Genomic DNA, 20338 nt, shown 5'->3' with positions numbered 1-20338 from the left:
GAGAATACATGAACCGTTTTATTCGGGTAGATAGCCAAAAATGCATTGGATGCAAGGCATGTGAAGTTGCCTGTGTAATGTCGCATAACGAAGAACAGCATGTCCTTAACGTCTCCCAGTTCGTTCCGCGGATCACGGTGGTGAAAATGAACCACCAGCGCGGAGCAGCAACCTGCCACCATTGTGAAGATGCGCCCTGTGCGCGTAGCTGCCCAAATGGGGCCATTCGTCATGCAGACAATGCCATTTTAGTCGATCAGGCCAAGTGCATCGGCTGCAAATCCTGCGTGGTGGCCTGCCCATTCGGCACCATGCAAATAGTGCTGACTCCCGCGAAAGATGGGCGGGTTAAAGCCAGTGCTCATAAGTGCGATCTGTGCCATGAGCGCCCGGCGGGACCGGCCTGCGTGGAGAACTGTCCCGCCGATGCGCTGCAATTAATGACCGAACAGCAGCTCAACAATGTTGCCAGCGCGCGTCGTCTGCAAACGGCGTGCCGTGAAGCGCAGCCGTGGCATAGCGATACGCGAGCGATAGCCTCGCAGACGGTACGCAGTAAAGTGCAGCAGATGGCTGAAACGGCTCCACGCGGTGAAGCTGACAAGCTGGATCTGGCGTCGCGTAAGACCGGTTTTGCTGAAATCTATCTGCCGCTTCGTGAAGAGCAGGCTAAACAGGCGACATCACGCTGCCTGACCTGCGGTGAACACAGTATTTGCGAGTGGACCTGCCCGCTACACAATCACATTCCTCAATGGATTGAACGCGTTAATGCCGGAGATATCGATGCGGCGGTGGAATTATCGCATCAAACTAATCCGCTGCCAGAAATTACCGGCCGAGTGTGCCCACAGGACCGGCTTTGCGAAGGTGCCTGTACTATTCGTGACGAGCATGGCGCGGTGACCATCGGCAACATTGAACGCTACATTTCCGATCGCGCGCTGGCTAAAGGCTGGCGTCCGACGATAGACAACGTTATCAGCAGCGGTAAGCGCGTGGCAATTATCGGTGCCGGACCGGCGGGTCTTGCCTGTGCGGATATTTTGGTTCGTCAGGGCGTAACGCCGGTGGTGTTTGACCGTCACCCGGAAATTGGCGGCCTGCTGACCTTCGGTATTCCCTCCTTTAAGCTCGATAAATCGCTGATGGCGCGGCGTCGTGAGATTTTCACCGGCATGGGCATTCAATTTGAGCTCAACTGCGAGATTGGCAAAGACATTAAGCTGAGCACGCTGCTCGATGAGTACGACGCCATCTTTGTCGGTGTTGGCACCTATCGTTCGATGAAGGCCGATCTGCCAAACGAAGATGCGCCAGGCGTCTATGATGCGCTACCGTTCCTTATTGCCAATACTAAAAATGTGATGGGCCTCGATGAGATACCCGGCGAGCCGTATATCAACACCAAAGGGCTAAACGTTGTTGTGCTCGGTGGCGGGGATACGGCGATGGATTGCGTGCGCACTGCACTGCGCCACGGTGCGGATAAAGTGACCTGCGCCTACCGTCGCGATGAAGCCAACATGCCGGGCTCGAAAAAAGAGGTGAAGAATGCCAAGGAAGAGGGCGCTGAATTTGAATTTAACGTCCAGCCGGTAACGCTTGAGCTGAATCCTCAGGGGCAGGTGAGCGGTATTCGTTTCCTGCGCACTCAGCTTGGGGAACCGGACAGCAACGGGCGTCGTCGGCCAACACCGATCCCCGGTAGTGAATTCGTGATGCCCGCCGACGCGGTGGTCATGGCCTTTGGTTTCCATCCGCACGGAATGCCGTGGCTCAATGCTGAAGGCGTTGAGGTTGACGATTGGGGACGCATTCGCGCTGATGTTAATTCTCGCTACCGCTATCAGACCAGCAACCCGAAAATCTTCGCCGGTGGCGATGCGGTCCGTGGTGCAGATTTGGTGGTGACCGCGATGGCCGAAGGCCGCCACGCCGCGCAGGGGATCCTCGATTGGCTGGAGGTTAAAATTACCCGCGCGCATTGACGCTAGCAGGGCTCCACGGCGTAATATGCTCAATACGTATTATCGCAGTGGAGCCAGCATGTCCCTTAACATCAGCGTTATCAAAAATAAAATCCTCTCTGAAAACTACTTTGTCCTGCGCAATATTACCTACGATTTAAGCCAACGGGATGGCCAGATAGTCCAGCATAAACGTGAAGTCTATGACCGGGGAAACGGTGCGACCGTACTGCTCTACAACCGTGAAAAACAAAGTGTGGTGTTGGTGCGGCAGTTCCGCATTGCGACTTGGGTGAACGGCAACGCCGACGGGATGCTTATTGAAACCTGCGCCGGGCTGTTAGATGACGATGAGCCGGAGGATTGCATCCGTAAAGAGGCGATTGAAGAGACCGGCTATCAGGTCAGAAATGTTCGCAAGGTCTTCCAGCTGTACATGTCGCCGGGCGGAGTGACGGAAATTGTCCATTTCTTTATTGCCGAATATGACGATAGCCTGCGTGAAAATGCCGGAGGCGGCGTTGAGGATGAGGCGATTGAGGTGCTGGAGCTGCCGTTTAGCCAAGCGCTAGCGATGATTCATAGCGGTGAGATTTGCGACGGTAAGACGGTGATTTTGCTTCAATATCTGCAACATTCTGGCCTTATGGCGTAGCTCTGCATAATGCTCAATCCGACAAATCCGATTGAGCATTATGGTTTCGGTCGTGAAGATACCCCGGTAAGTTGATGCTTTTTTCTTCTGGGGTCGTACCGTTCATGCGTTACCGCGTTTTCCTTTTATTCTTCTGCATCGGGTTGCTCCCGACGTCGTTGACGTGGGCGGCCCCGGCGCAGCAGCTATTCTCCGACTGGTTAGTCACCTGCAACAACCAGAACTTTTGCGTGACCCGCAACGTTGGGTTGCATCACGGTTTGGTGATGACGCTAAGCCGTAGCGCGGGTGCGCGCACCGAAGCCCAGTTGCGTATCGAGCTGGGCGGTTTGGTGAATCCAGTGGCAGCGGCGCCGGCCATTGAGCCGCGTTTACTGCTGGATGACAAACCGCTAAAGCTAAATGGTGAGCACTGGAAAATTCAGCCGAAGCTGTTAACCACCAGCGATGGGGCGACGATTGATGCTTTCTTACAGCAGATTCAGGACGCGAGCGCTATTACGTTGGTGAAAGGCGTGCAGGTCATGTCGCTTCAGGGGCTGAAGGCGGCGCTGCTGTTTATCGATGCTCAGCAAAAGCGCGTCGGCAATGAAACCGCATGGATCCGCAAAGGCGACGATCCGCCAATGAGCGTGCCGCCAGCACCGGCGTTAAAATCAGTGGCGAAGGTGAATCCGCAACCTACGCCACTGGGGCATGACGAATATAACGATCTGCTCGATTTCGGTACTTGGCGAATGAACAATAACCAATGCTCGCTGGACCCACTTCGCCGCGAGGTGTGGATCACCGCGCTCACTGACGATAAAGCGTTGATGATGACCAGCTGTGAGTCTGGCGCTTACAACACCATTTACCGCGCCTGGCTGGTGTCGCGTAAGCAACCGTTCGTTACCACACCGATACGGCTACGTTTGCCTTTTTTACCGACTGACAAAGACGAGCGTGATATCGAGTTGGTCAACCTAACCTTCAACGAAAAAAGCCGAGAACTCATTACGCTGGAGAAAGGACGTGGTTTAGGGGATTGCGGCGTTCAGACGCGCTGGCGTTATGACGGCCAGCGTTTTCGTCTGGTGCGCTACGCGGCGCAACCGCAGTGTGATAGCTGGCAGGGTGCAGATGCGTGGGCTACCCAGTGGGTTTCCGGCTAGAGACTGACGCTATGTCAGTTTGGTTATGGCTGGCATAACAAAAAAGCATATCTGGAAATCATGATCTTGCTATCGATAATTGATAACATGCAAATAATAAATAAATAACAAAATATGGTGTGTTCGCAAGAGTATGGCGGCCTTCAAAGTTTACTAGGCGGTCAAAGGCGATACTAGGCGCTTGCTTTTGGAGTGCATCAGGAACGTCACTGCGCTTCACCTTTTTAGTTCGATACGTGAAAGGAACCCTAAATGGACGACCAATTAAAACAAAGTGCCCTCGATTTTCATGAATTCCCCATTCCAGGAAAAATTCAGGTAGTGCCAACCAAGCCGCTGGCGACCCAGCGCGACCTTGCATTGGCTTACTCGCCGGGCGTGGCCGCGCCGTGTTTGGAAATCGAAAAAGATCCGCTAGCGGCGTATAAATATACGGCGCGTGGCAACCTCGTGGCGGTGGTATCAAACGGTACTGCCGTACTGGGTCTCGGTAATATCGGCGCACTGGCCGGTAAACCGGTCATGGAAGGCAAGGGCGTTTTGTTCAAGAAATTCGCCGGTATTGACGTTTTCGATATCGAAGTGGATGAGCTCAATCCTGATAAATTTATTGATGTGGTTGCCGCACTGGAACCGACTTTCGGCGGGATTAACCTAGAAGACATTAAAGCGCCGGAGTGCTTCTACATTGAGCAAAAGCTGCGTGAACGGATGAACATTCCGGTGTTCCACGACGATCAGCACGGTACCGCAATCATCAGCACTGCAGCAATCCTCAACGGCCTGCGCGTGGTAGAGAAGAATATCTCCGACGTGCGCATGGTCGTTTCCGGCGCGGGTGCCGCCGCCATTGCCTGTATGAACCTGCTGGTAGCGCTGGGAATGCAGAAACACAACATCGTGGTCTGCGACTCCAAGGGCGTGATCTACGAAGGCCGCGAGCCGAACATGGCTGAAACCAAAGCGGCGTATGCGGTGAAAGATGATGGCAAACGTACACTGGACGATGTAATTGCCAATTCCGACATCTTCCTCGGCTGCTCTGGCCCGAAAGTGCTGACTCAGGAGATGGTCAAGAAGATGGCGCGCGCGCCAATGATCTTGGCTCTTGCCAACCCGGAGCCGGAAATTCTGCCGCCGTTGGCAAAAGAAGTGCGCCCGGATGCGATTATCTGCACCGGTCGCTCAGACTATCCGAACCAGGTGAACAACGTGCTGTGCTTCCCGTTCATCTTCCGCGGCGCGCTGGATGTGGGCGCGACGGCAATCAACGAAGAGATGAAGCTGGCGGCGGTACACGCGATTGCGGAACTGGCCCACGCGGAACAAAGCGAAGTGGTGGCCTCTGCCTACGGCGACCAGGATTTGAGCTTTGGCCCGGAATACATCATTCCTAAACCGTTCGATCCGCGCCTGATCGTCAAGATCGCCCCAGCCGTGGCGAAGGCGGCAATGGACTCCGGCGTGGCAAATCGTCCGATTGCCGATTTTGATGCCTATATCGAAAAACTGAGCGAGTTTGTCTACAAAACCAACCTGTTCATGAAGCCGATTTTCTCGCAGGCACGTAAAGAGCCCAAGCGTATCGTGCTGGCAGAAGGTGAAGATAACCGCGTGCTGCACGCCACGCAGGAGCTGGTCACGCTGGGTCTGGCGAAACCGATTCTGATTGGCCGCCCGGGCGTCATTGAGATGCGTATCCAGAAGCTGGGTCTGCAAATCAAGCCAGGCATCGACTTCGAAATAGTTAACAACGAGTCTGACCCACGCTTTAAAGAGTACTGGCAGGAATTTTATAGCCTGATGAAACGCCGCGGTATTACGCAAGAACAGGCGCAGCGTGAGATGAGAAGCAACACCACCGCTATCGGCGCCATTATGGTTCAGCGCGGTGAAGCGGACGGCATGATTTGCGGCACCATTGGTGACTATCACGAGCACTTCAACATGATCAAACCGCTGTTTGGTTATCGCGAAGGCGTTCACACCGCCGGGGCCATGAATGCGCTGTTGCTGCCAAGCGGCAACACCTTTATTGCAGATACCTACGTTAACAACGATCCAACGCCGGAAGAGATTGCTGAAATCACGCTGATGGCGGCGGAAACCGTACGTCGATTTGGTATCGAACCGCGTGTCGCGCTGCTGTCGCACTCTAACTTTGGCTCTTCCGATTGCCCGTCCGCCAGCAAAATGCGCGATGCGTTGGAGCTGGTGAAAGCGCGTGCTCCTGAGCTGATGATCGATGGGGAAATGCACGGCGATGCGGCGCTGGTCGAGAGCATTCGTAACGATCGTATGCCGGATAGCCCACTGAAAGGTTCGGCGAATATCTTGGTGATGCCGAACATGGAAGCGGCGCGTATCAGCTATAACCTGCTGCGCGTTTCCAGCGCCGAAGGCGTAACCGTAGGGCCTGTACTGATGGGCGTGGCAAAACCGGTGCACGTATTGACACCAATTGCCTCCGTCCGCCGTATCGTCAATATGGTGGCGCTGGCGGTTGTTGAAGCACAGACCCAACCGCTATAAAACAAAAAGCCCCGGATATCCGGGGCTTTTTTATCGCACGTTTATTCCGCGCGGCTTTAAATCCACGCTTTCACTTTTATAAACTCATCAAGCGCCGCTTCTGGGCTACCGTTTTGCGCCTGATAGTTATACTCCCAGCGTACCAGCGGCGGCATCGACATTAATATCGACTCCGTGCGCCCGCCCGTTTGCAGGCCGAACAGCGTACCGCGATCCCATACGAGGTTGAACTCGACGTAGCGTCCACGGCGATAGAGCTGGAATTCGCGTTCGCGCTCGCCGTATGCCGTGGTTTTGCGCCGGTTGACTATCGGCAGATAGGCCTCGGTGAAACCTGTCCCCACCGCCTGCATAAAGGCAAAACAGTGGTCAAAATCTGGCGTATTTAGGTCGTCAAAGAACAGACCGCCGATACCGCGCTGTTCGTTGCGATGCTTGAGGTAGAAATAGTCGTCGCACCACTTTTTATAACGCGGGTAGACATCCTCGCCAAACGGCTGGCACAGGTCGCGGGCGGTAGTATGCCAGTGAACGGCATCTTCGTTGAAACCATAAAAGGGGGTTAAATCGAAGCCGCCGCCGAACCACCACACGGGCTCTGCACCGGGCTTTTCGGCGATGAAAAAGCGCACGTTGGCGTGGCTGGTGGGCACGTAGGGGTTGCGTGGATGGACTACCAGAGAAACGCCCATGGCCTCGAAGCTACGTCCGGCCAGTTCTGGGCGATGCGCGGTGGCAGAGGCTGGCATGGCATCGCCATGCACGTGGGAGAAGTTAACCCCGGCCTGTTCAAATATCGCACCGTCGCGCAATACCCGACTGCGCCCACCGCCGCCAGCCTCACGTTGCCAGTTGTCTTCAATAAACGTGCTGCCGTCTACCTCGGCAAGCTGCTGGCAGATATCATCCTGCAGCTTGAGAAGAAACGCTTTGATTTGCTCAACATCAATCGGCATTAGCGTTTCCTAGCATGGGCTTTCTGGTTATCAAACCAGTGGAAATAGCTGATGATCCCGGAGGCGATTGCATTGGCAATTTTCTGTCGAAACGCCGTGGTGCCAAGCAAACGCTCTTCCGCCGGATTGGTAATAAACGAGGTTTCAACCAGCACCGATGGGATGGATGGCGATTTCAGCACCACAAATGCCGCCTGTTCAGTGCCTTTACTGTGTAGCTTATGAACCGGCTTAATATTCTTTAGCACGTGCGAGCCGAGGGTCAGGCTGTTTTTGATGGTATCAGTTTGTACGAGGTCGAACAGAACCTGCTGTAGCAGGTGATCTTTATCCTTTGCTTTTTTACCCGCCAACTCATCAACGGCGTTCTCTTTATCCGACAGGTATTTCGCCATCGCGCTACTCGCCCCGCGATTGGACAGCGCGAAGACCGATGCGCCGGCTGCGGATGGGTTGGTAAAGCCATCGGCGTGAATCGACATAAAGAGATCGGCCCCGTGCTTATGGGCAATTTCAACCCGATCGTACAGGGGGATAAAAGTATCACCAGAGCGAGTCAGCTTGGCGTCGATACCATTTTTTTGCAGAATCGCGCGGACGTTTTTGGCAATGGCCAATACCACGTGTTTCTCTTTTGAGCCGCTATGACCGATAGCGCCGGTATCAATACCACCGTGACCGGGATCGAGCATGACAAGGCGTCGGTTCGACGATTTTTTAGCGGGTTTGCTGTGACTGTTGCTGGTCTTTAATGGGGCGTCCTTCGCCGCTGCCTGAGCGGCAATGCCGGACAATGTTAGCGCAGCCAATCCGGCTTTTAGCACCTGACGGCGCGAAGTCAGTGTTTTTAAAGGTTTAAAAGTGCTCATTCCGGCCTGAGTTGTGAAAAACAAGAATATATATGTTATATCGTATCGCGTTTTCCGTTACGACTGTTCGTGATGAGAATTGTTTTACTTTTCATTTCAATACGTGTCTGTACTTTATTATGCCATTTTTTTCACACTACCGCGTCAGATATTGGCTAAATTGACCGTTCGCGCCATAATCACGTTTTTAAACCTGAAAAGGTGGTCAATACCATGGAGATACGCGTTTTTCGCCAGGCAGATTTTGAAGAAGTCGTCACGCTGTGGGAGCGATGCGATCTGCTGCGCCCATGGAACGATCCGGAAATGGATATCGAGCGCAAGGTCAATCACGACGTTAGCCTGTTTTTGGTCGCAGAAGTCAACGGTGAAGTGGTTGGCACCATTATGGGCGGCTACGACGGTCATCGTGGTTCGGCCTATTATCTTGGCGTGCACCCGGAATATCGCGGGCGCGGTATCGCTAACGCGCTGCTTAATCGCTTAGAGAAAAAGCTCATCGCTCGTGGCTGCCCTAAAATCCAGATTATGGTGCGCGAAGATAACGATGTGGTATTGGGTATGTATGAACGTCTGGGCTACGAACACGCGGATGCGCAAAGTTTAGGTAAGCGCCTGATTGAAGATGAAGAGTACTGATTTCTCGCACCTCGATTTAGATTCGCACGGCCGCCTGCGCCTCCCATTTCTGTTCTGGTGCTTGTTACTGTTGCAGGCCCGGACGTGGGTTCTATTTTTGATGGCGGGCGCATCGCGCGACCAAGGCGACGTGCTGCTGAATCTCTTTTATCCCGACCACAGCCTTTTCTGGATAGGGCTGCTGCCCGGCGTTCCAGCGGTTTTTGCCTTTTTACTGAGCGGGCGACGTCACGTTTATCCGCGCTTCTGGCGCCTGCTGAGGCCGGCGCTAATCGCGGCCCAGCTTATTCTGTTGTTGTGGCAGCCGTGCCTTTGGCTAAGTGGTGAAGCGGTCTCCGGCATTGGTTTAACTCTTTTGATGCTGGATATTTTTGCGCTGTGGTGGCTACTGACAAACACTCGGCTGCGTGCCTGTTTCAATGAAGCCATAGATTAAACGGCACTTATTGGATTTTCTGGACTCCAATAGGCCTGACTTAGATAAATAGGAAGTATCAATGAAATCGCTGCGTTTACTGTTGTGCGCTCTCCCGCTGACTCTTACCGGCTGCTCTACGCTCTCTGCGGTGAACTGGTCGTCGGCCTATCCGTGGAACTGGTTTGGTTCTTCTGCGACCGTAAGCGAACAGGGCGTAAGCGGCCTGACCGGGGCGACTGCTCTCAATGAACAGGCTATTGGTGATGCGCTGGGGAGCGACTACCGTCTGCGTAGCGGCATGAAGGCGCAAAAAGGCGTCGTGGTGCATTATTTTGAAGCGTTGCGTGGTGACAAGCTGGCGCTGGTCATCAATGGGGATAGCGGCACCGTGAGCCGTATCGATGTACTGGATAGCGATATTAGCGCGTCTGATGGCGTGAAAGTGGGCACGGCGTTCAGCGACGTTTACGACAAGGCCTTCGGCAACTGTCAGTCTGCTACCTCTGATGAAAGCAACGTTGTGGAATGTAAGGCCAAAGACAGCAACCATATTAGCTACCAGTTCTCCGGTAGCTGGCAGGGGCCTCAGGGGCTGATGCCACCGGATGACGTGCTGAAGAACTGGACGCTGTCGAAAATTATCTGGCGGCGTTAAATTTGCGGCCAATTGCCCCGGTTTGCTGAAAAGCGGGTACAATGTGTAAGGTTTTTATATGCCACGATGTCGTGGCATTTTATTTCAGGAGGAGCGATGTCTCAGGTTCAGAGCGGCATTTTGCCGGAACATTGCCGCGCGGCGATTTGGATTGAAGCCAATGTAAAAGGGGACGTCAACGCCCTGCGTGCCGGCAGCAAAATTTTTGCCGAAAAGCTGGCGGCGTTTGAGGAGAAATTCCCGGACGCCCATTTAGGTGCGGTCGTCGCGTTTGGCCACAACACCTGGCGCGAATTAAGCGGTGGTGTCGGCGCGCAAGAGCTGAAAGATTTTCCTCCGTATGGCAAAGGACTGGCTCCATCCACGCAGTATGATGTGCTGATCCACATTCTTTCTTTGCGTCATGACGTGAACTTTTCCGTGGCTCAGGCCGCGTTGGCCGCATTTGGCGATACGCTGGATGTGCAGGAAGAAGTCCACGGTTTCCGTTGGGTAGAAGAGCGTGACCTGAGCGGTTTTGTCGACGGTACTGAAAACCCAGCAGGGGAAGAGACGCGTCGCGAAGTGGCGGTCATCAAAGACGGCGTGGACGCTGGCGGTAGCTATGTATTCGTACAGCGCTGGGAGCACAATCTCAAGCAGCTTAACCGCATGAGCGTGCCGGATCAGGAAATGATGTTTGGCCGCACCAAAGAAGCCAACGAGGAGATCGACGGAGACGAGCGCCCGGAAACCTCTCACCTGACTCGTGTTGATCTTAAAGAAGATGGCAAGGGGCTGAAAATTGTCCGTCAGAGCCTGCCATACGGGACGGCGAGCGGTACGCATGGCCTGTATTTCTGCGCCTATTGTGCGCGTCTGCACAATATTGAGCAGCAGTTGCTGAGCATGTTTGGCGACACCGACGGTAAACGCGATGCAATGCTGCGCTTTACCAAACCAGTGACCGGTGGGTATTACTTTGCGCCTTCGTTGGATAAGCTGGTGGCGTTGTAGTTTGCTGCTGAACCCCTCACCCTAGCCCTCTCCCCATAGGGGAGAGGGGACCGTCTGGTGCGGTTTGATATTATGAAACCAAAGACGAATCAGGTTTTCCCCCTCTCCCTTTCAGGGAGAGGGCCGGGGTGAGGGTACAAACCACTCAAGTGCCTCCAAAATTCTCCCTAACACCGCCTCTTCATTCTCCAGCAATTCATTATTCCAGAACCTCAGCACCTGCCATCCCTGCAACCTCAACCATGCTGTTCTCCGTGTATCATATCCCTCTCTTTTATCATGTTGCCCGCCGTCTAGCTCAATAGCCAAATGCGCAGAGCAGCACGTGAAATCAAGAAAATATGGGCCAACCGGATGCTGACGGCGGAACTTAAACCGCGCAAATCTGCGGTCGCGAAGCTGATACCATAAGCGGCGCTCTTGAGGCGTGAGTTCTCGCCTTAGCTGACGCGCAAAACGATATGTATTTTCCATAGTAGGCAATTTGCCCGGATGTTTTTCGGTTGTCAGAATGCTGTTACGATTCTGGAATCACGCTTCAGAAAGCTCTCCGGTTGTCTTATTCCCTTTTCAACTTCCAAATCACCAAACGGTATATAAAACCGTTACTCCTTTAGTACCCGTTATAAATACACTGAAGCCTAGAAAGTCCTCACACTATAGGGTGCGCAATGGCGATGAACTTAATCAAAAAAGGATATCTGACGCTCGCAGCTTCCATGCTGCTGGTTGCACAGGCGCAGGCGACTGAGCTGTTAAACAGCTCTTACGATGTTTCCCGCGAGCTGTTTGCCGCCCTGAATCCGTCGTTTGAACAGCAATGGGCGAAGGACAACGGCGGCGACAAGCTGACTATCAAGCAGTCCCACGCCGGTTCGTCTAAACAGGCATTGGCAATTCTGCAGGGCTTAAAAGCTGACGTTGTAACTTATAACCAAGTGACTGACGTGCAGGTTCTGCACGATAAAGGCAATCTGATCCCGGCTGATTGGCAGGCGCGTTTGCCGAACAACAGCTCGCCGTTCTACTCCACCATGGGGTTCTTGGTTCGTAAAGGAAACCCGAAAAATATCCACGACTGGAACGACCTCGTGCGCTCGGACGTGAAGCTGATTTTCCCAAATCCAAAAACCTCAGGGAATGCGCGTTATACCTATCTGGCTGCGTGGGGTGCAGCGGATAAAGCCGATGGCGGCGACAAGGCAAAAACTCAGCAGTTTATGACTCAGTTCCTGAAAAACGTCGAAGTTTTTGATACCGGCGGCCGTGGCGCCACCACGACCTTCGCTGAGCGCGGTCTGGGCGACGTACTGATTAGCTTTGAATCCGAAGTGAATAATATTCGCAAGCAGTATGAGGCTCAGGGTTTTGAGGTCATTATCCCTAAAACCAATATCTTGGCTGAATTCCCGGTCGCGTGGGTCGATAAAAACGTCAAAGCTAACGGTACCGAGAAGGCGGCAAAAGCCTACCTGAACTATCTCTACAGTCCACAGGCACAGGCCATTATTACCGACTACTACTACCGCGTGAACAACCCGCAGGTGATGGACAAGCTGAAGGACAAATTCCCGCAGACTGACCTTTTCCGTGTAGAAGACAAGTTTGGCGCTTGGCCTGAAGTGATGAAAACCCATTTCGCCAGTGGTGGTGAATTAGACAAGCTGTTAGCGGCGGGGCGTAAGTAATGTTTGCAGTTTCTTCCAGACGCGTGCTGCCGGGCTTTACCCTGAGCCTCGGCACCAGTCTGCTGTTTGTTTGTTTGATTCTGTTGCTACCGCTGAGCGCGCTGGTTATCCAACTGTCTGCCATGAGCTGGGCGCAGTATTGGGAAGTTATCACCAATCCGCAGGTGGTTGCTGCTTATAAGGTGACGCTGCTGTCGGCGTTTGTTGCGTCAATCTTTAATGGCGTATTCGGCCTGCTGATGGCGTGGATTTTAACCCGCTATCGTTTCCCGGGCCGCACGCTGTTGGATGCCCTGATGGATCTGCCGTTTGCACTGCCGACGGCGGTCGCGGGCCTGACGCTGGCATCGCTGTTTTCGGTGAACGGTTTTTACGGTGAATGGCTGGCGAAGTTTGACATCAAGGTGACTTACACTTGGCTTGGTATTGCTGTCGCCATGGCTTTCACCAGCATTCCATTCGTGGTGCGTACCGTGCAGCCGGTGCTGGAAGAGTTGGGCCCAGAGTATGAAGAAGCGGCAGAAACGCTAGGCGCGACCCGTATCCAAAGCTTCCGCAAAGTGGTTCTGCCGGAGCTTTCTCCTGCGCTGCTGGCGGGTGTGGCGCTGTCGTTTACCCGCAGCCTCGGCGAATTCGGCGCGGTCATCTTTATTGCAGGCAACATTGCGTGGAAAACGGAAGTGACTTCGCTGATGATTTTTGTCCGCTTGCAGGAGTTTGATTATCCCGCAGCGAGCGCGATTGCTTCGGTGATCCTTGCGGCATCATTGCTGCTGTTGTTCTCTATCAATACATTGCAAAGTCGCTTTGGTCGGCGTGTGGTAGGTCATTAATGGCGGAAGTTGCTCAATTGAAGCGCTATGACGCACCCCGTTTTAACTGGGGAAAATGGTTTCTGATTGGTACCGGGATGCTGGTTTCTGCCTTTATCCTGCTGGTGCCAATGATTTACATCTTTGTGCAGGCTTTCAGCAAAGGGCTGATGCCGGTGCTGCAAAACTTGGCCGATCCGGACATGCTGCACGCTATCTGGCTGACGGTGATGATTGCGTTGATTACCGTGCCGATAAACCTCGTTTTCGGTGTGCTGCTCGCCTGGCTGGTGACGCGCTTTAACTTTCCCGGCCGCCAGTTGCTGTTAACGCTGCTGGATATTCCGTTCGCCGTTTCACCGGTAGTTGCCGGTTTGGTTTATCTGTTGTTTTACGGATCCAATGGCCCGCTGGGCGGCTGGCTGGAAGCCAATAACCTGCAAATTATGTTCGCCTGGCCGGGCATGGTGCTGGTCACTATCTTCGTCACCTGTCCGTTTGTGGTGCGCGAGCTGGTGCCGGTAATGTTAAGTCAGGGCAGCCATGAAGATGAAGCGGCCGTGTTGCTTGGCGCATCCGGCTGGCAGATGTTCAGACGCGTAACGCTGCCTAACATTCGCTGGGCGTTGCTGTACGGCGTGGTATTAACCAATGCCCGTGCGATTGGCGAGTTTGGCGCGGTATCAGTGGTATCCGGTTCGATTCGCGGTGAGACCTTATCGTTGCCGTTGCAGATTGAACTGCTGGAACAAGATTACAACACCGTCGGCTCCTTCACCGCGGCGGCGCTGCTGACGCTGATGGCGATTCTGACCTTATTTTTAAAGAGTGCGTTGCAGTGGCGTTTACATAATCAGGAAAAACGCGCGCAACAGGAGGGAAATCATGAGCATTGAGATTGCCAATATTAAGAAGTCTTTTGGTCGCACCCAGGTGCTGAATGATATCTCTTTGGATATCCCTTCCGGTCAGATGGTGGCGCTTCTTGGGCCGTCGGGCTCCGGTAAAACGACGCTGCTGCGTATTATTGCAGGGCTTGAGCACCAGACCAGCGGGCATATTCGTTTCCAAGGTACCGATGTCAGTCGCCTGCATGCGCGTGATCGTAAAGTTGGCTTCGTGTTCCAGCATTATGCGTTGTTCCGCCATATGACCGTATTCGACAACATCGCGTTTGGTCTGACTGTTCTGCCGCGTCGCGAGCGTCCAAATGCGGCAACTATCAAGGCAAAAGTAACCAAGCTGCTGGAGATGGTGCAACTCGCCCATTTGGCAGAACGCTACCCGGCGCAGCTTTCTGGCGGGCAGAAGCAGCGCGTGGCACTGGCTCGCGCACTGGCGGTGGAGCCTCAGATCCTGCTGCTCGACGAACCGTTTGGCGCGTTGGATGCACAGGTGCGTAAAGAACTCCGACGTTGGCTGCGTCAGCTGCATGAAGAGCTGAAGTTCACCAGCGTCTTCGTCACCCACGATCAGGAAGAGGCGATGGAAGTCGCCAACCGCGTGGTGGTGATGAGTCAGGGTAATATTGAGCAGGCTGATGAACCTGAGCTGGTTTGGCGTGAACCTGCAACTCGCTTTGTTCTGGAGTTTATGGGCGAGGTTAACCGTCTGCAGGGCACCATTCGCGGTGGACAGTTCCACGTGGGTGCACATCGCTGGCCGCTGGGCTATACGCCGTCTTATCAGGGGCCGGTCGACTTGTTCCTCCGTCCGTGGGAAGTGGACGTCAGCCGCCGAACTAGCCTTGATTCGCCGTTGCCGGTACAGGTTCTGGAAGCGAGCCCGAAAGGCCACTACACCCAATTAGTCGTGCAGCCTCTCGGGTGGTACAACGATCCGTTGACGGTAGTGATGCGCGGTGATGATACGCCGCAACGCGGCGACCGCTTATTCGTTGGTTTGCAAAATGCGCGTCTGTACCATGGTGACCAGCGCATCGAATCCCAACCGACGCTTGCTCTGGCAGAAACGGCCTGATAGCTTAATTGCACGTGGTGTTGCCGGGTGGCACTACGCTGACCCGGCTTACAGCCCGGTACGCGTGAAGCGGCCGGGTTTTTTTATTGGATAGCAGAAGTGAATACATTAGAACAAACTATCGGCAATACGCCGTTGGTAAAATTACAGCGTCTGGGGCCGGATAACGGCAGCGAAATTTGGGTCAAACTGGAAGGCAATAATCCGGCGGGTTCGGTGAAAGACCGCGCCGCGCTGTCGATGATTGTTGAGGCAGAAAAGCGTGGTGAAATTAAGCCAGGCGATGTGCTGATAGAAGCGACCAGCGGTAACACCGGTATTGCGCTGGCGATGATTGCAGCGCTGAAAGGCTATCGAATGAAGCTGCTAATGCCGGATAACATGAGCCAAGAGCGTCGTGCCGCCATGCGTGCCTACGGTGCCGAACTAATTCTAGTGACCAAAGAACAGGGCATGGAAGGGGCGCGTGACTTAGCGCTGGAAATGGCTCAGCGCGGCGAAGGTACGCTGTTGGACCAGTTCAATAACCCAGACAACCCGTACGCACATTACAAGACGACAGGCCCGGAAATCTGGCAGCAGACGGACGGTCGTATCACTCATTTTGTCTCGAGCATGGGTACCACCGGCACCATCACCGGCGTATCACGCTTTCTGCGTGAGCAGCAAAAAACGGTGACTATCGTTGGGCTACAGCCGGAAGAAGGTAGCAGCATCCCAGGCATCCGCCGCTGGCCTGCGGAATACATGCCGGGGATTTTTAACGCTCAGTTGGTTGATAGCGTTCTGGACATTCACCAGAATGATGCGGAAAACACCATGCGCGCACTGGCAGTGAAAGAAGGCATCTTCTGCGGCGTCAGCTCCGGCGGCGCGGTTGCTGGTGCACGACGCATTGCCGAACAAAACCCCGGGGCGGTAGTGGTGGCGATCATCTGCGATCGCGGCGATCGCTACCTTTCCACCGGTGTTTTTGGCGAAGAGCACTTTAGCCAAGGCGCGGGGATTTAATCCTCCGCGCAATCCAACAGGTCGGTACCGTAGGAGTTATCTACGGTACACAGCCAGCGTCCCGATTGCCTGCTAAACACATAGGTTGCACGGCGGGTGACCTGCGTGGTTCCGCCATCGGCCTGTGGAATATCTAACCGAGTTTCCATAATCACCAGCGCATTGTCGCCGCCTTCGATAATTTCCATCCGTCCCTGAGTCACCACTAGCCGATGTTGAAAATAGTCCGCGATGGCGATAAACGCTTTGCGGATGGCCTCTTTACCGCTAACCAGCATCCCTGGCTTCACCACCAAAGTAGCGTCATCGGCATAGTATTCCATCAGCGTAGCGTAATCCTCCTGCGTGATGGCACGGTCACAGGCTTCGATAACGTCTTTTAAGGATGTGTTTGACATGGAGTTTCCTTGAGTGGATTACCGGGATAGCTTATCGAGAAAGAACCACAGTTTCTCATTCATTTGCTGGTAATCGAAAGCCCGCATTTCATCGACCGAGCGAATAAAGGGTTTGCCTTTGGCCTCCGCCAACTCTTGTTCCGAGTGCTGGATAAGTCCTTCAACCGCATCGGCGGTGAATTCCATATGACACTGAAAACCGTAGACCTTATCACTGTACTGCACAATTTGGCGTGGGCATCCGGCGCTGGAGGCGAGAACTACGGCTTGGGGAGTCAGTCCCGGCATATCGTTATGCCAGTGGCCAACGGTTAGCGGTGAGCCAAAGTGTTCAAACAGTGGGTGCTGCGCGCCGGCATCGGTCAGGGTAATAGGATAGTGGCCAATCTCCTTTTCCGGGCTTTGGCATACTTCCGCACCCAGCGCTTCGCCTATGAGCTGTGAACCAAGGCAAATACCCACCACAATGCGCCCAGCGGTAATCGCCCGGTTAATCAGCTGCTGCTCGGCTTTTGAGTCGAAATAAGCACACTCGGCAAGGGTAGTACGTGGCGACTGTGGGCCGCCAAAAACCACCAGCATATCGAAGCCGTCGGCGTTGTCCGGCAGGCATTCACTGTTGTAGATACAAGTGCTGGTGACATCATGGCCGCGCATTTGCGCCCATATTTGATAGGCGCCAGCGGATTCAAAAGACTCATGAATAACAAAATGGACTCGCACGCGTGTTCTCCTGCTATGGGTTAAGCGCTCGCTTGATATCAGCGGCGAGCTGAGTGATATCGGTGTCGTTGAGCGTTGAAAGCGTGATCCGCAAACCGTGTGCGGCCTCACTAACGCCAAACGCTTCGCCTTCACGCACCAGCCAGCCCAATTTAGCGAGCGCGAAGGCCGTGGTGTGGCTGGCTGTTGTCAGAGGCAGCCACAGATTAAGGCCGTCCCCGGGAATGACCGCGTCAACGCCCTGTGTATGTAGCGCCTGTGCCATCTGCTGCTGTTGGCTGGCGTAAAACCGTCGAGTTTGGGCTAGCGCTTGCTGATAGTTTTCATCGGTTAAACAAGCGTAGGCCAGATCCTGAAGCAAATGGCTCACCCACTGGCTGCCGGAGTTGAGGCGCAGGCGCAGCTTCGCTGAAGTTGCGCTATCGCTGGCAACGAATGCCAGCCGTATATCTGGGCCTAGCGTTTTAGACATCGAACGTACCACCGCCCAATGCAGCGTTTGTGGGGGGATTACCGGATACCACGTTTGGGAGGAAAGCAGGGCGAAGTGGTCGTCGACAATGACCAAAACCTGCGGATAACGGCTAATAACTTGACGTAGCGCAGCGGCGCGCGCCTCGCTTAGGCTATATCCGGTTGGATTGTGCGCTCGTGGGGTCAGGATCACAGCGCGGGCACCTTTGCTAAGCGCCTGTTCCAACATTTCAGGCTGCATGCCTTCGCTATCAATGGTTACCGAACTGGCATTAAAACCGCTATAGCGCAGCATGCTGATGCTGCTTAAGAAACACGGGTCTTCTACCGCTACGCTGTCGCCGGGCAGCAGGTGGGCGCACAGCAGGCGCTCTATGGCATCAATGGCCCCACTGGTTAGGTCGATTTCACCGGCGGCGGGCATGGCTTCCTGCATCCAGTCACGAGCCCAGTGTTGCAGAGATGGCGATACCGGGGCGTCACCGTACAGTCGCGGCGTACGGTTAATATGAGACAAATAGTGATTGAGATCAGGGAGCCTATCGGCCGCCGGGTTACCGCTGGAAAGATCGGCAAGGGGCGTGTGGGGACAGCCACCCTCTAGCGCGACGGGCCGCAGTGCCTCTTTAACCACCGTACCGTTGCGCCCAAGGCTTTGCGCCAGCCCGCTGATCACCAGACGTTTGTAGGCTGAAGCCACGGTATTTCGGTTGACGCCAAGCAGCGCTGCCAGTTCGCGGACTGATGGCAGCGTCTCCCCCTTCGCTAGTTTCCCGCTGGTGATATGCTGGCGGATGCTGTCAAAGATTTCGTTGGCGCTTTTTCCGGCGATCATTATTGACCTATGACAAAATGAATTTTAGCATGTGACGATAATAGTGAGGCGTGAGCCCGCTGTCTAGAGTCAGAGGAGAAGGTGATGGGGCAGGAGAGTGATGAAATACAGTCGGTGCTCTTTAATGATAAGCACCGCGCGCTACAGACGGACATCGTCGCCGTGCAGTCGCTGGTTGTCTACGGCAGCGTTGGCAACAGTATCGCCGTTCCGGCAATTAAAGCCCACGGCCTGCGGGTCACCGCGGTGCCGACGGTGTTGTTCAGCAATACGCCGCACTACGAAACCTATTATGGCGGCATTATTCCTGGCGAATGGTTTGGCGGTTATCTAAAAGCGCTGAACGAACGCGATGCGCTGCGAGAGCTGAAAGCTGTCACTACTGGTTATATGGGCAGCGCCGAACAGATTGCGCTGTTGGCGCAGTGGCTGAAGACGGTACAGGTTTCCCATCCGGATATCTGCATTCTGGTCGACCCGGTGATTGGCGATGTCGACAGCGGGATGTATGTGAAAGCAGAAATTCCGGAAGCTTACCGGACGCATTTGCTGCCTCTGGCGCAGGGGCTAACGCCAAACGTATTCGAACTGGAAATGCTGAGCGGCAAACCGTGTGACACACTAAATGAGGCTATTTCCGCCGCGCAGTCGCTGCTGTCTGATACGCTCAGATGGGTGGTGATTACCAGTGCGCCGGCGCAAACGGCTGATAATATTACGGTAGTTGTTGTTACTGCGGAGTCGACGGCGGTGATTGATCATCCTCGACTGCAAACGGACTTAAAAGGCACTGGCGATCTATTCTGTGCTGAGCTGATTAGCGGGATTGTGCAGCAAAAAACGCTGTCTGACGCGGCGCGCGATGCGGCGGAGCGAGTGTTGGCGGTGATGCGCTGGACGCAAAAATGCGGTTGTGACGAGCTGATTCTCCCGCCGCAAGAAACCGTATGAAGACCCTGCGGCAGGCATGATAGATGAAGTGGTATCAGGTACCGCTTTGCACGATTGCAGTAAAAAAAATGGCGCCCATCGGCGCCATTTCTCTATGCAGCAAGAATTACTTCTTGATGCGGATAACCGGAGTTTCACCTACGGTTACGCTACCGGAAAGCTTGGTCAGCTCTTTGATCTCGTCCATGTTGGAGATAACAACCGGAGTCAGGGTAGACTTGGCTTTCTCTTCCAGCAGGGCCAGATCGAACTCGATTACGGTATCGCCAACTTTAACGCGCTGGCCTTCTTCCGCAATACGTTTAAAACCTTCGCCTTTCAGTTCAACGGTATCGATACCGAAGTGAACGAACAGTTCGATGCCGCTATCGGATTCGATAGAGAAAGCGTGGTTGGTTTCAAAAATTTTACCGATGGTGCCGTCAACCGGCGCAACCATTTTGTTGCCAGTCGGTTTGATGGCAATGCCATCGCCCACGATCTTCTCAGCAAACACTACATCCGGCACGTCTTCGATGTTGACGATTTCGCCAGAGAGCGGTGCAATAATCTCAATTGTTCCTGTGTCTTTTTTGTCATCAGAAACCAGAGATTTCAGTTTATCGAACAAACCCATGATCTT

At 54.1% G+C, this 20338-nt stretch carries 21 protein-coding genes; 14 read left to right on the top strand and 7 right to left on the bottom strand.

The annotated features are described in order from the left end of the window. Positions 1-8: 8 nt before the first annotated feature. The 4 genes from aegA (at position 9) to maeB (ending at position 6311) form a co-directional block, all read left to right on the top strand. The gene (gene aegA, locus AB4K05_RS11420; RefSeq protein ID WP_368480084.1) at positions 9-1991 is read left to right on the top strand and encodes a formate-dependent uric acid utilization protein AegA; all 1983 of its coding nucleotides are present in this window, start codon (positions 9-11) and stop codon (positions 1989-1991) included. Between the two features lie 58 nt (positions 1992-2049). Further along, the gene (gene nudK / locus AB4K05_RS11415; RefSeq protein WP_368480083.1) at positions 2050-2625 is read left to right on the top strand and encodes a GDP-mannose pyrophosphatase NudK; all 576 of its coding nucleotides are present in this window, start codon (positions 2050-2052) and stop codon (positions 2623-2625) included. A gap of 104 nt (positions 2626-2729) precedes the next feature. Beyond that, complete coding sequence (locus tag AB4K05_RS11410; protein ID WP_368480082.1) at positions 2730-3779, top strand: DUF1176 domain-containing protein; 1050 nt, start codon at positions 2730-2732, stop codon at positions 3777-3779. A gap of 252 nt (positions 3780-4031) precedes the next feature. Next, positions 4032-6311: an NADP-dependent oxaloacetate-decarboxylating malate dehydrogenase gene (maeB, locus tag AB4K05_RS11405; protein WP_368480081.1), complete on the top strand. Its 2280-nt coding sequence runs from the start codon at positions 4032-4034 to the stop codon at positions 6309-6311. A 56-nt stretch (positions 6312-6367) separates the two neighbouring features. Here the strand turns inward: maeB and hemF are convergent, their stop codons facing one another. Both hemF and amiA read right to left on the bottom strand, forming a co-directional pair. Next, positions 6368-7267 (bottom strand): oxygen-dependent coproporphyrinogen oxidase, encoded by a 900-nt coding sequence (hemF, locus tag AB4K05_RS11400; protein WP_368480080.1) that lies wholly within the window; start codon positions 7265-7267, stop codon positions 6368-6370. Beyond that, on the bottom strand, positions 7267-8136 hold the full coding sequence (gene amiA, locus AB4K05_RS11395; RefSeq protein ID WP_368480079.1) for an N-acetylmuramoyl-L-alanine amidase AmiA: 870 nt from the start codon (positions 8134-8136) through the stop codon (positions 7267-7269). Before amiA ends, hemF begins: the two co-directional genes overlap by 1 nt. 213 nt (positions 8137-8349) lie before the next feature. Between amiA and AB4K05_RS11390 the strand changes: the two genes are divergently transcribed. The 4 genes from AB4K05_RS11390 (at position 8350) to AB4K05_RS11375 (ending at position 10844) form a co-directional block, all read left to right on the top strand. After that, entirely contained in the window at positions 8350-8775 is a 426-nt protein-coding gene (locus tag AB4K05_RS11390) for a GNAT family acetyltransferase (RefSeq protein WP_368480078.1), read from the top strand. Then, on the top strand, positions 8762-9211 hold the full coding sequence (locus tag AB4K05_RS11385; RefSeq protein WP_368480077.1) for a DUF2919 domain-containing protein: 450 nt from the start codon (positions 8762-8764) through the stop codon (positions 9209-9211). Before AB4K05_RS11390 ends, AB4K05_RS11385 begins: the two co-directional genes overlap by 14 nt. 61 nt (positions 9212-9272) lie before the next feature. Further along, the gene (locus AB4K05_RS11380; RefSeq protein WP_368480076.1) at positions 9273-9848 is read left to right on the top strand and encodes an RpoE-regulated lipoprotein; all 576 of its coding nucleotides are present in this window, start codon (positions 9273-9275) and stop codon (positions 9846-9848) included. Between the two features lie 96 nt (positions 9849-9944). Beyond that, positions 9945-10844 carry a Dyp-type peroxidase gene (locus tag AB4K05_RS11375; protein ID WP_368480075.1) on the top strand — a complete coding sequence of 300 codons (900 nt, stop codon included), beginning with the start codon at positions 9945-9947 and terminating at the stop codon, positions 10842-10844. A gap of 111 nt (positions 10845-10955) precedes the next feature. Here the strand turns inward: AB4K05_RS11375 and AB4K05_RS11370 are convergent, their stop codons facing one another. After that, positions 10956-11318, bottom strand: a complete 363-nt coding sequence (locus tag AB4K05_RS11370) for an endonuclease domain-containing protein (protein ID WP_368480074.1) — start codon at positions 11316-11318, stop codon at positions 10956-10958. A gap of 197 nt (positions 11319-11515) precedes the next feature. On the opposite strand from AB4K05_RS11370, the gene AB4K05_RS11365 reads away from it, so the two are divergent. The 5 genes from AB4K05_RS11365 to cysM all read left to right on the top strand — a co-directional run bounded on the left by AB4K05_RS11365 (position 11516) and on the right by cysM (position 16335). Beyond that, positions 11516-12532, top strand: a complete 1017-nt coding sequence (locus AB4K05_RS11365; RefSeq protein ID WP_368480073.1) for a sulfate ABC transporter substrate-binding protein — start codon at positions 11516-11518, stop codon at positions 12530-12532. Beyond that, entirely contained in the window at positions 12532-13365 is an 834-nt protein-coding gene (gene cysT, locus AB4K05_RS11360) for a sulfate/thiosulfate ABC transporter permease CysT (RefSeq protein ID WP_368480072.1), read from the top strand. The genes AB4K05_RS11365 and cysT overlap by 1 nt, the downstream gene beginning before the upstream one ends. Next, complete coding sequence (gene cysW, locus AB4K05_RS11355; protein ID WP_368480071.1) at positions 13365-14240, top strand: sulfate/thiosulfate ABC transporter permease CysW; 876 nt, start codon at positions 13365-13367, stop codon at positions 14238-14240. Before cysT ends, cysW begins: the two co-directional genes overlap by 1 nt. After that, positions 14230-15324, top strand: a complete 1095-nt coding sequence (gene cysA, locus AB4K05_RS11350) for a sulfate/thiosulfate ABC transporter ATP-binding protein CysA (RefSeq protein WP_368480070.1) — start codon at positions 14230-14232, stop codon at positions 15322-15324. The genes cysW and cysA overlap by 11 nt, the downstream gene beginning before the upstream one ends. Positions 15325-15423: 99 nt before the next feature. Continuing rightward, positions 15424-16335: a cysteine synthase CysM gene (gene cysM, locus AB4K05_RS11345; protein WP_368480069.1), complete on the top strand. Its 912-nt coding sequence runs from the start codon at positions 15424-15426 to the stop codon at positions 16333-16335. Here cysM and AB4K05_RS11340 read toward each other — a convergent pair. From AB4K05_RS11340 to ptsJ, 3 genes are read right to left on the bottom strand one after another with little or no spacing between them, the layout of a single operon-like run. Then, positions 16332-16733, bottom strand: a complete 402-nt coding sequence (locus tag AB4K05_RS11340) for an SgcJ/EcaC family oxidoreductase (protein WP_368480068.1) — start codon at positions 16731-16733, stop codon at positions 16332-16334. The genes cysM and AB4K05_RS11340 overlap by 4 nt on opposite strands. 18 nt (positions 16734-16751) lie before the next feature. Continuing rightward, positions 16752-17456 (bottom strand): type 1 glutamine amidotransferase, encoded by a 705-nt coding sequence (locus AB4K05_RS11335; RefSeq protein ID WP_368480067.1) that lies wholly within the window; start codon positions 17454-17456, stop codon positions 16752-16754. 13 nt (positions 17457-17469) lie between these two features. Beyond that, positions 17470-18765 (bottom strand): transcriptional regulator PtsJ, encoded by a 1296-nt coding sequence (gene ptsJ / locus AB4K05_RS11330; protein WP_368480066.1) that lies wholly within the window; start codon positions 18763-18765, stop codon positions 17470-17472. Positions 18766-18849: 84 nt separating this feature from the next. Here ptsJ and pdxK point away from each other — a divergent pair, with 84 nt between their 5' ends. Next, the gene (pdxK, locus tag AB4K05_RS11325; RefSeq protein WP_368480065.1) at positions 18850-19716 is read left to right on the top strand and encodes a pyridoxine/pyridoxal/pyridoxamine kinase; all 867 of its coding nucleotides are present in this window, start codon (positions 18850-18852) and stop codon (positions 19714-19716) included. A gap of 106 nt (positions 19717-19822) precedes the next feature. On the opposite strand, the gene crr is transcribed toward pdxK, so the two are convergent. Further along, positions 19823-20332: a PTS glucose transporter subunit IIA gene (gene crr, locus AB4K05_RS11320; RefSeq protein ID WP_052282364.1), complete on the bottom strand. Its 510-nt coding sequence runs from the start codon at positions 20330-20332 to the stop codon at positions 19823-19825. Positions 20333-20338 lie beyond the last annotated feature (6 nt).

This window comes from Kluyvera sp. STS39-E, from assembly GCF_040932435.1.
Lineage (GTDB): Bacteria > Pseudomonadota > Gammaproteobacteria > Enterobacterales > Enterobacteriaceae > Kluyvera.
This window is presented reverse-complemented; position numbering and strand designations above follow the sequence as displayed.

Excerpts from the sequence above, each read along its gene's own strand:
- hemF (WP_368480080.1), bottom strand. The coding sequence starts at position 7,267 with ATGCCGATTGATGTTGAGCAAATCAAAGCGTTTCTTCTCAAGCTGCAG.
- AB4K05_RS11390 (WP_368480078.1), top strand. The coding sequence starts at position 8,350 with ATGGAGATACGCGTTTTTCGCCAGGCAGATTTTGAAGAAGTCGTCACG.
- ptsJ (WP_368480066.1), bottom strand. The coding sequence starts at position 18,765 with ATGATCGCCGGAAAAAGCGCCAACGAAATCTTTGACAGCATCCGCCAG.
- amiA (WP_368480079.1), bottom strand. The coding sequence starts at position 8,136 with ATGAGCACTTTTAAACCTTTAAAAACACTGACTTCGCGCCGTCAGGTG.
- AB4K05_RS11365 (WP_368480073.1), top strand. The coding sequence starts at position 11,516 with ATGGCGATGAACTTAATCAAAAAAGGATATCTGACGCTCGCAGCTTCC.
- AB4K05_RS11340 (WP_368480068.1), bottom strand. The coding sequence starts at position 16,733 with ATGTCAAACACATCCTTAAAAGACGTTATCGAAGCCTGTGACCGTGCC.
- AB4K05_RS11370 (WP_368480074.1), bottom strand. The coding sequence starts at position 11,318 with ATGGAAAATACATATCGTTTTGCGCGTCAGCTAAGGCGAGAACTCACG.
- AB4K05_RS11375 (WP_368480075.1), top strand. The coding sequence starts at position 9,945 with ATGTCTCAGGTTCAGAGCGGCATTTTGCCGGAACATTGCCGCGCGGCG.
- AB4K05_RS11385 (WP_368480077.1), top strand. The coding sequence starts at position 8,762 with ATGAAGAGTACTGATTTCTCGCACCTCGATTTAGATTCGCACGGCCGC.
- crr (WP_052282364.1), bottom strand. The coding sequence starts at position 20,332 with ATGGGTTTGTTCGATAAACTGAAATCTCTGGTTTCTGATGACAAAAAA.
- nudK (WP_368480083.1), top strand. The coding sequence starts at position 2,050 with ATGTCCCTTAACATCAGCGTTATCAAAAATAAAATCCTCTCTGAAAAC.
- AB4K05_RS11380 (WP_368480076.1), top strand. The coding sequence starts at position 9,273 with ATGAAATCGCTGCGTTTACTGTTGTGCGCTCTCCCGCTGACTCTTACC.
- cysT (WP_368480072.1), top strand. The coding sequence starts at position 12,532 with ATGTTTGCAGTTTCTTCCAGACGCGTGCTGCCGGGCTTTACCCTGAGC.
- maeB (WP_368480081.1), top strand. The coding sequence starts at position 4,032 with ATGGACGACCAATTAAAACAAAGTGCCCTCGATTTTCATGAATTCCCC.
- cysA (WP_368480070.1), top strand. The coding sequence starts at position 14,230 with ATGAGCATTGAGATTGCCAATATTAAGAAGTCTTTTGGTCGCACCCAG.
- pdxK (WP_368480065.1), top strand. The coding sequence starts at position 18,850 with ATGGGGCAGGAGAGTGATGAAATACAGTCGGTGCTCTTTAATGATAAG.
- AB4K05_RS11410 (WP_368480082.1), top strand. The coding sequence starts at position 2,730 with ATGCGTTACCGCGTTTTCCTTTTATTCTTCTGCATCGGGTTGCTCCCG.
- cysW (WP_368480071.1), top strand. The coding sequence starts at position 13,365 with ATGGCGGAAGTTGCTCAATTGAAGCGCTATGACGCACCCCGTTTTAAC.
- aegA (WP_368480084.1), top strand. The coding sequence starts at position 9 with ATGAACCGTTTTATTCGGGTAGATAGCCAAAAATGCATTGGATGCAAG.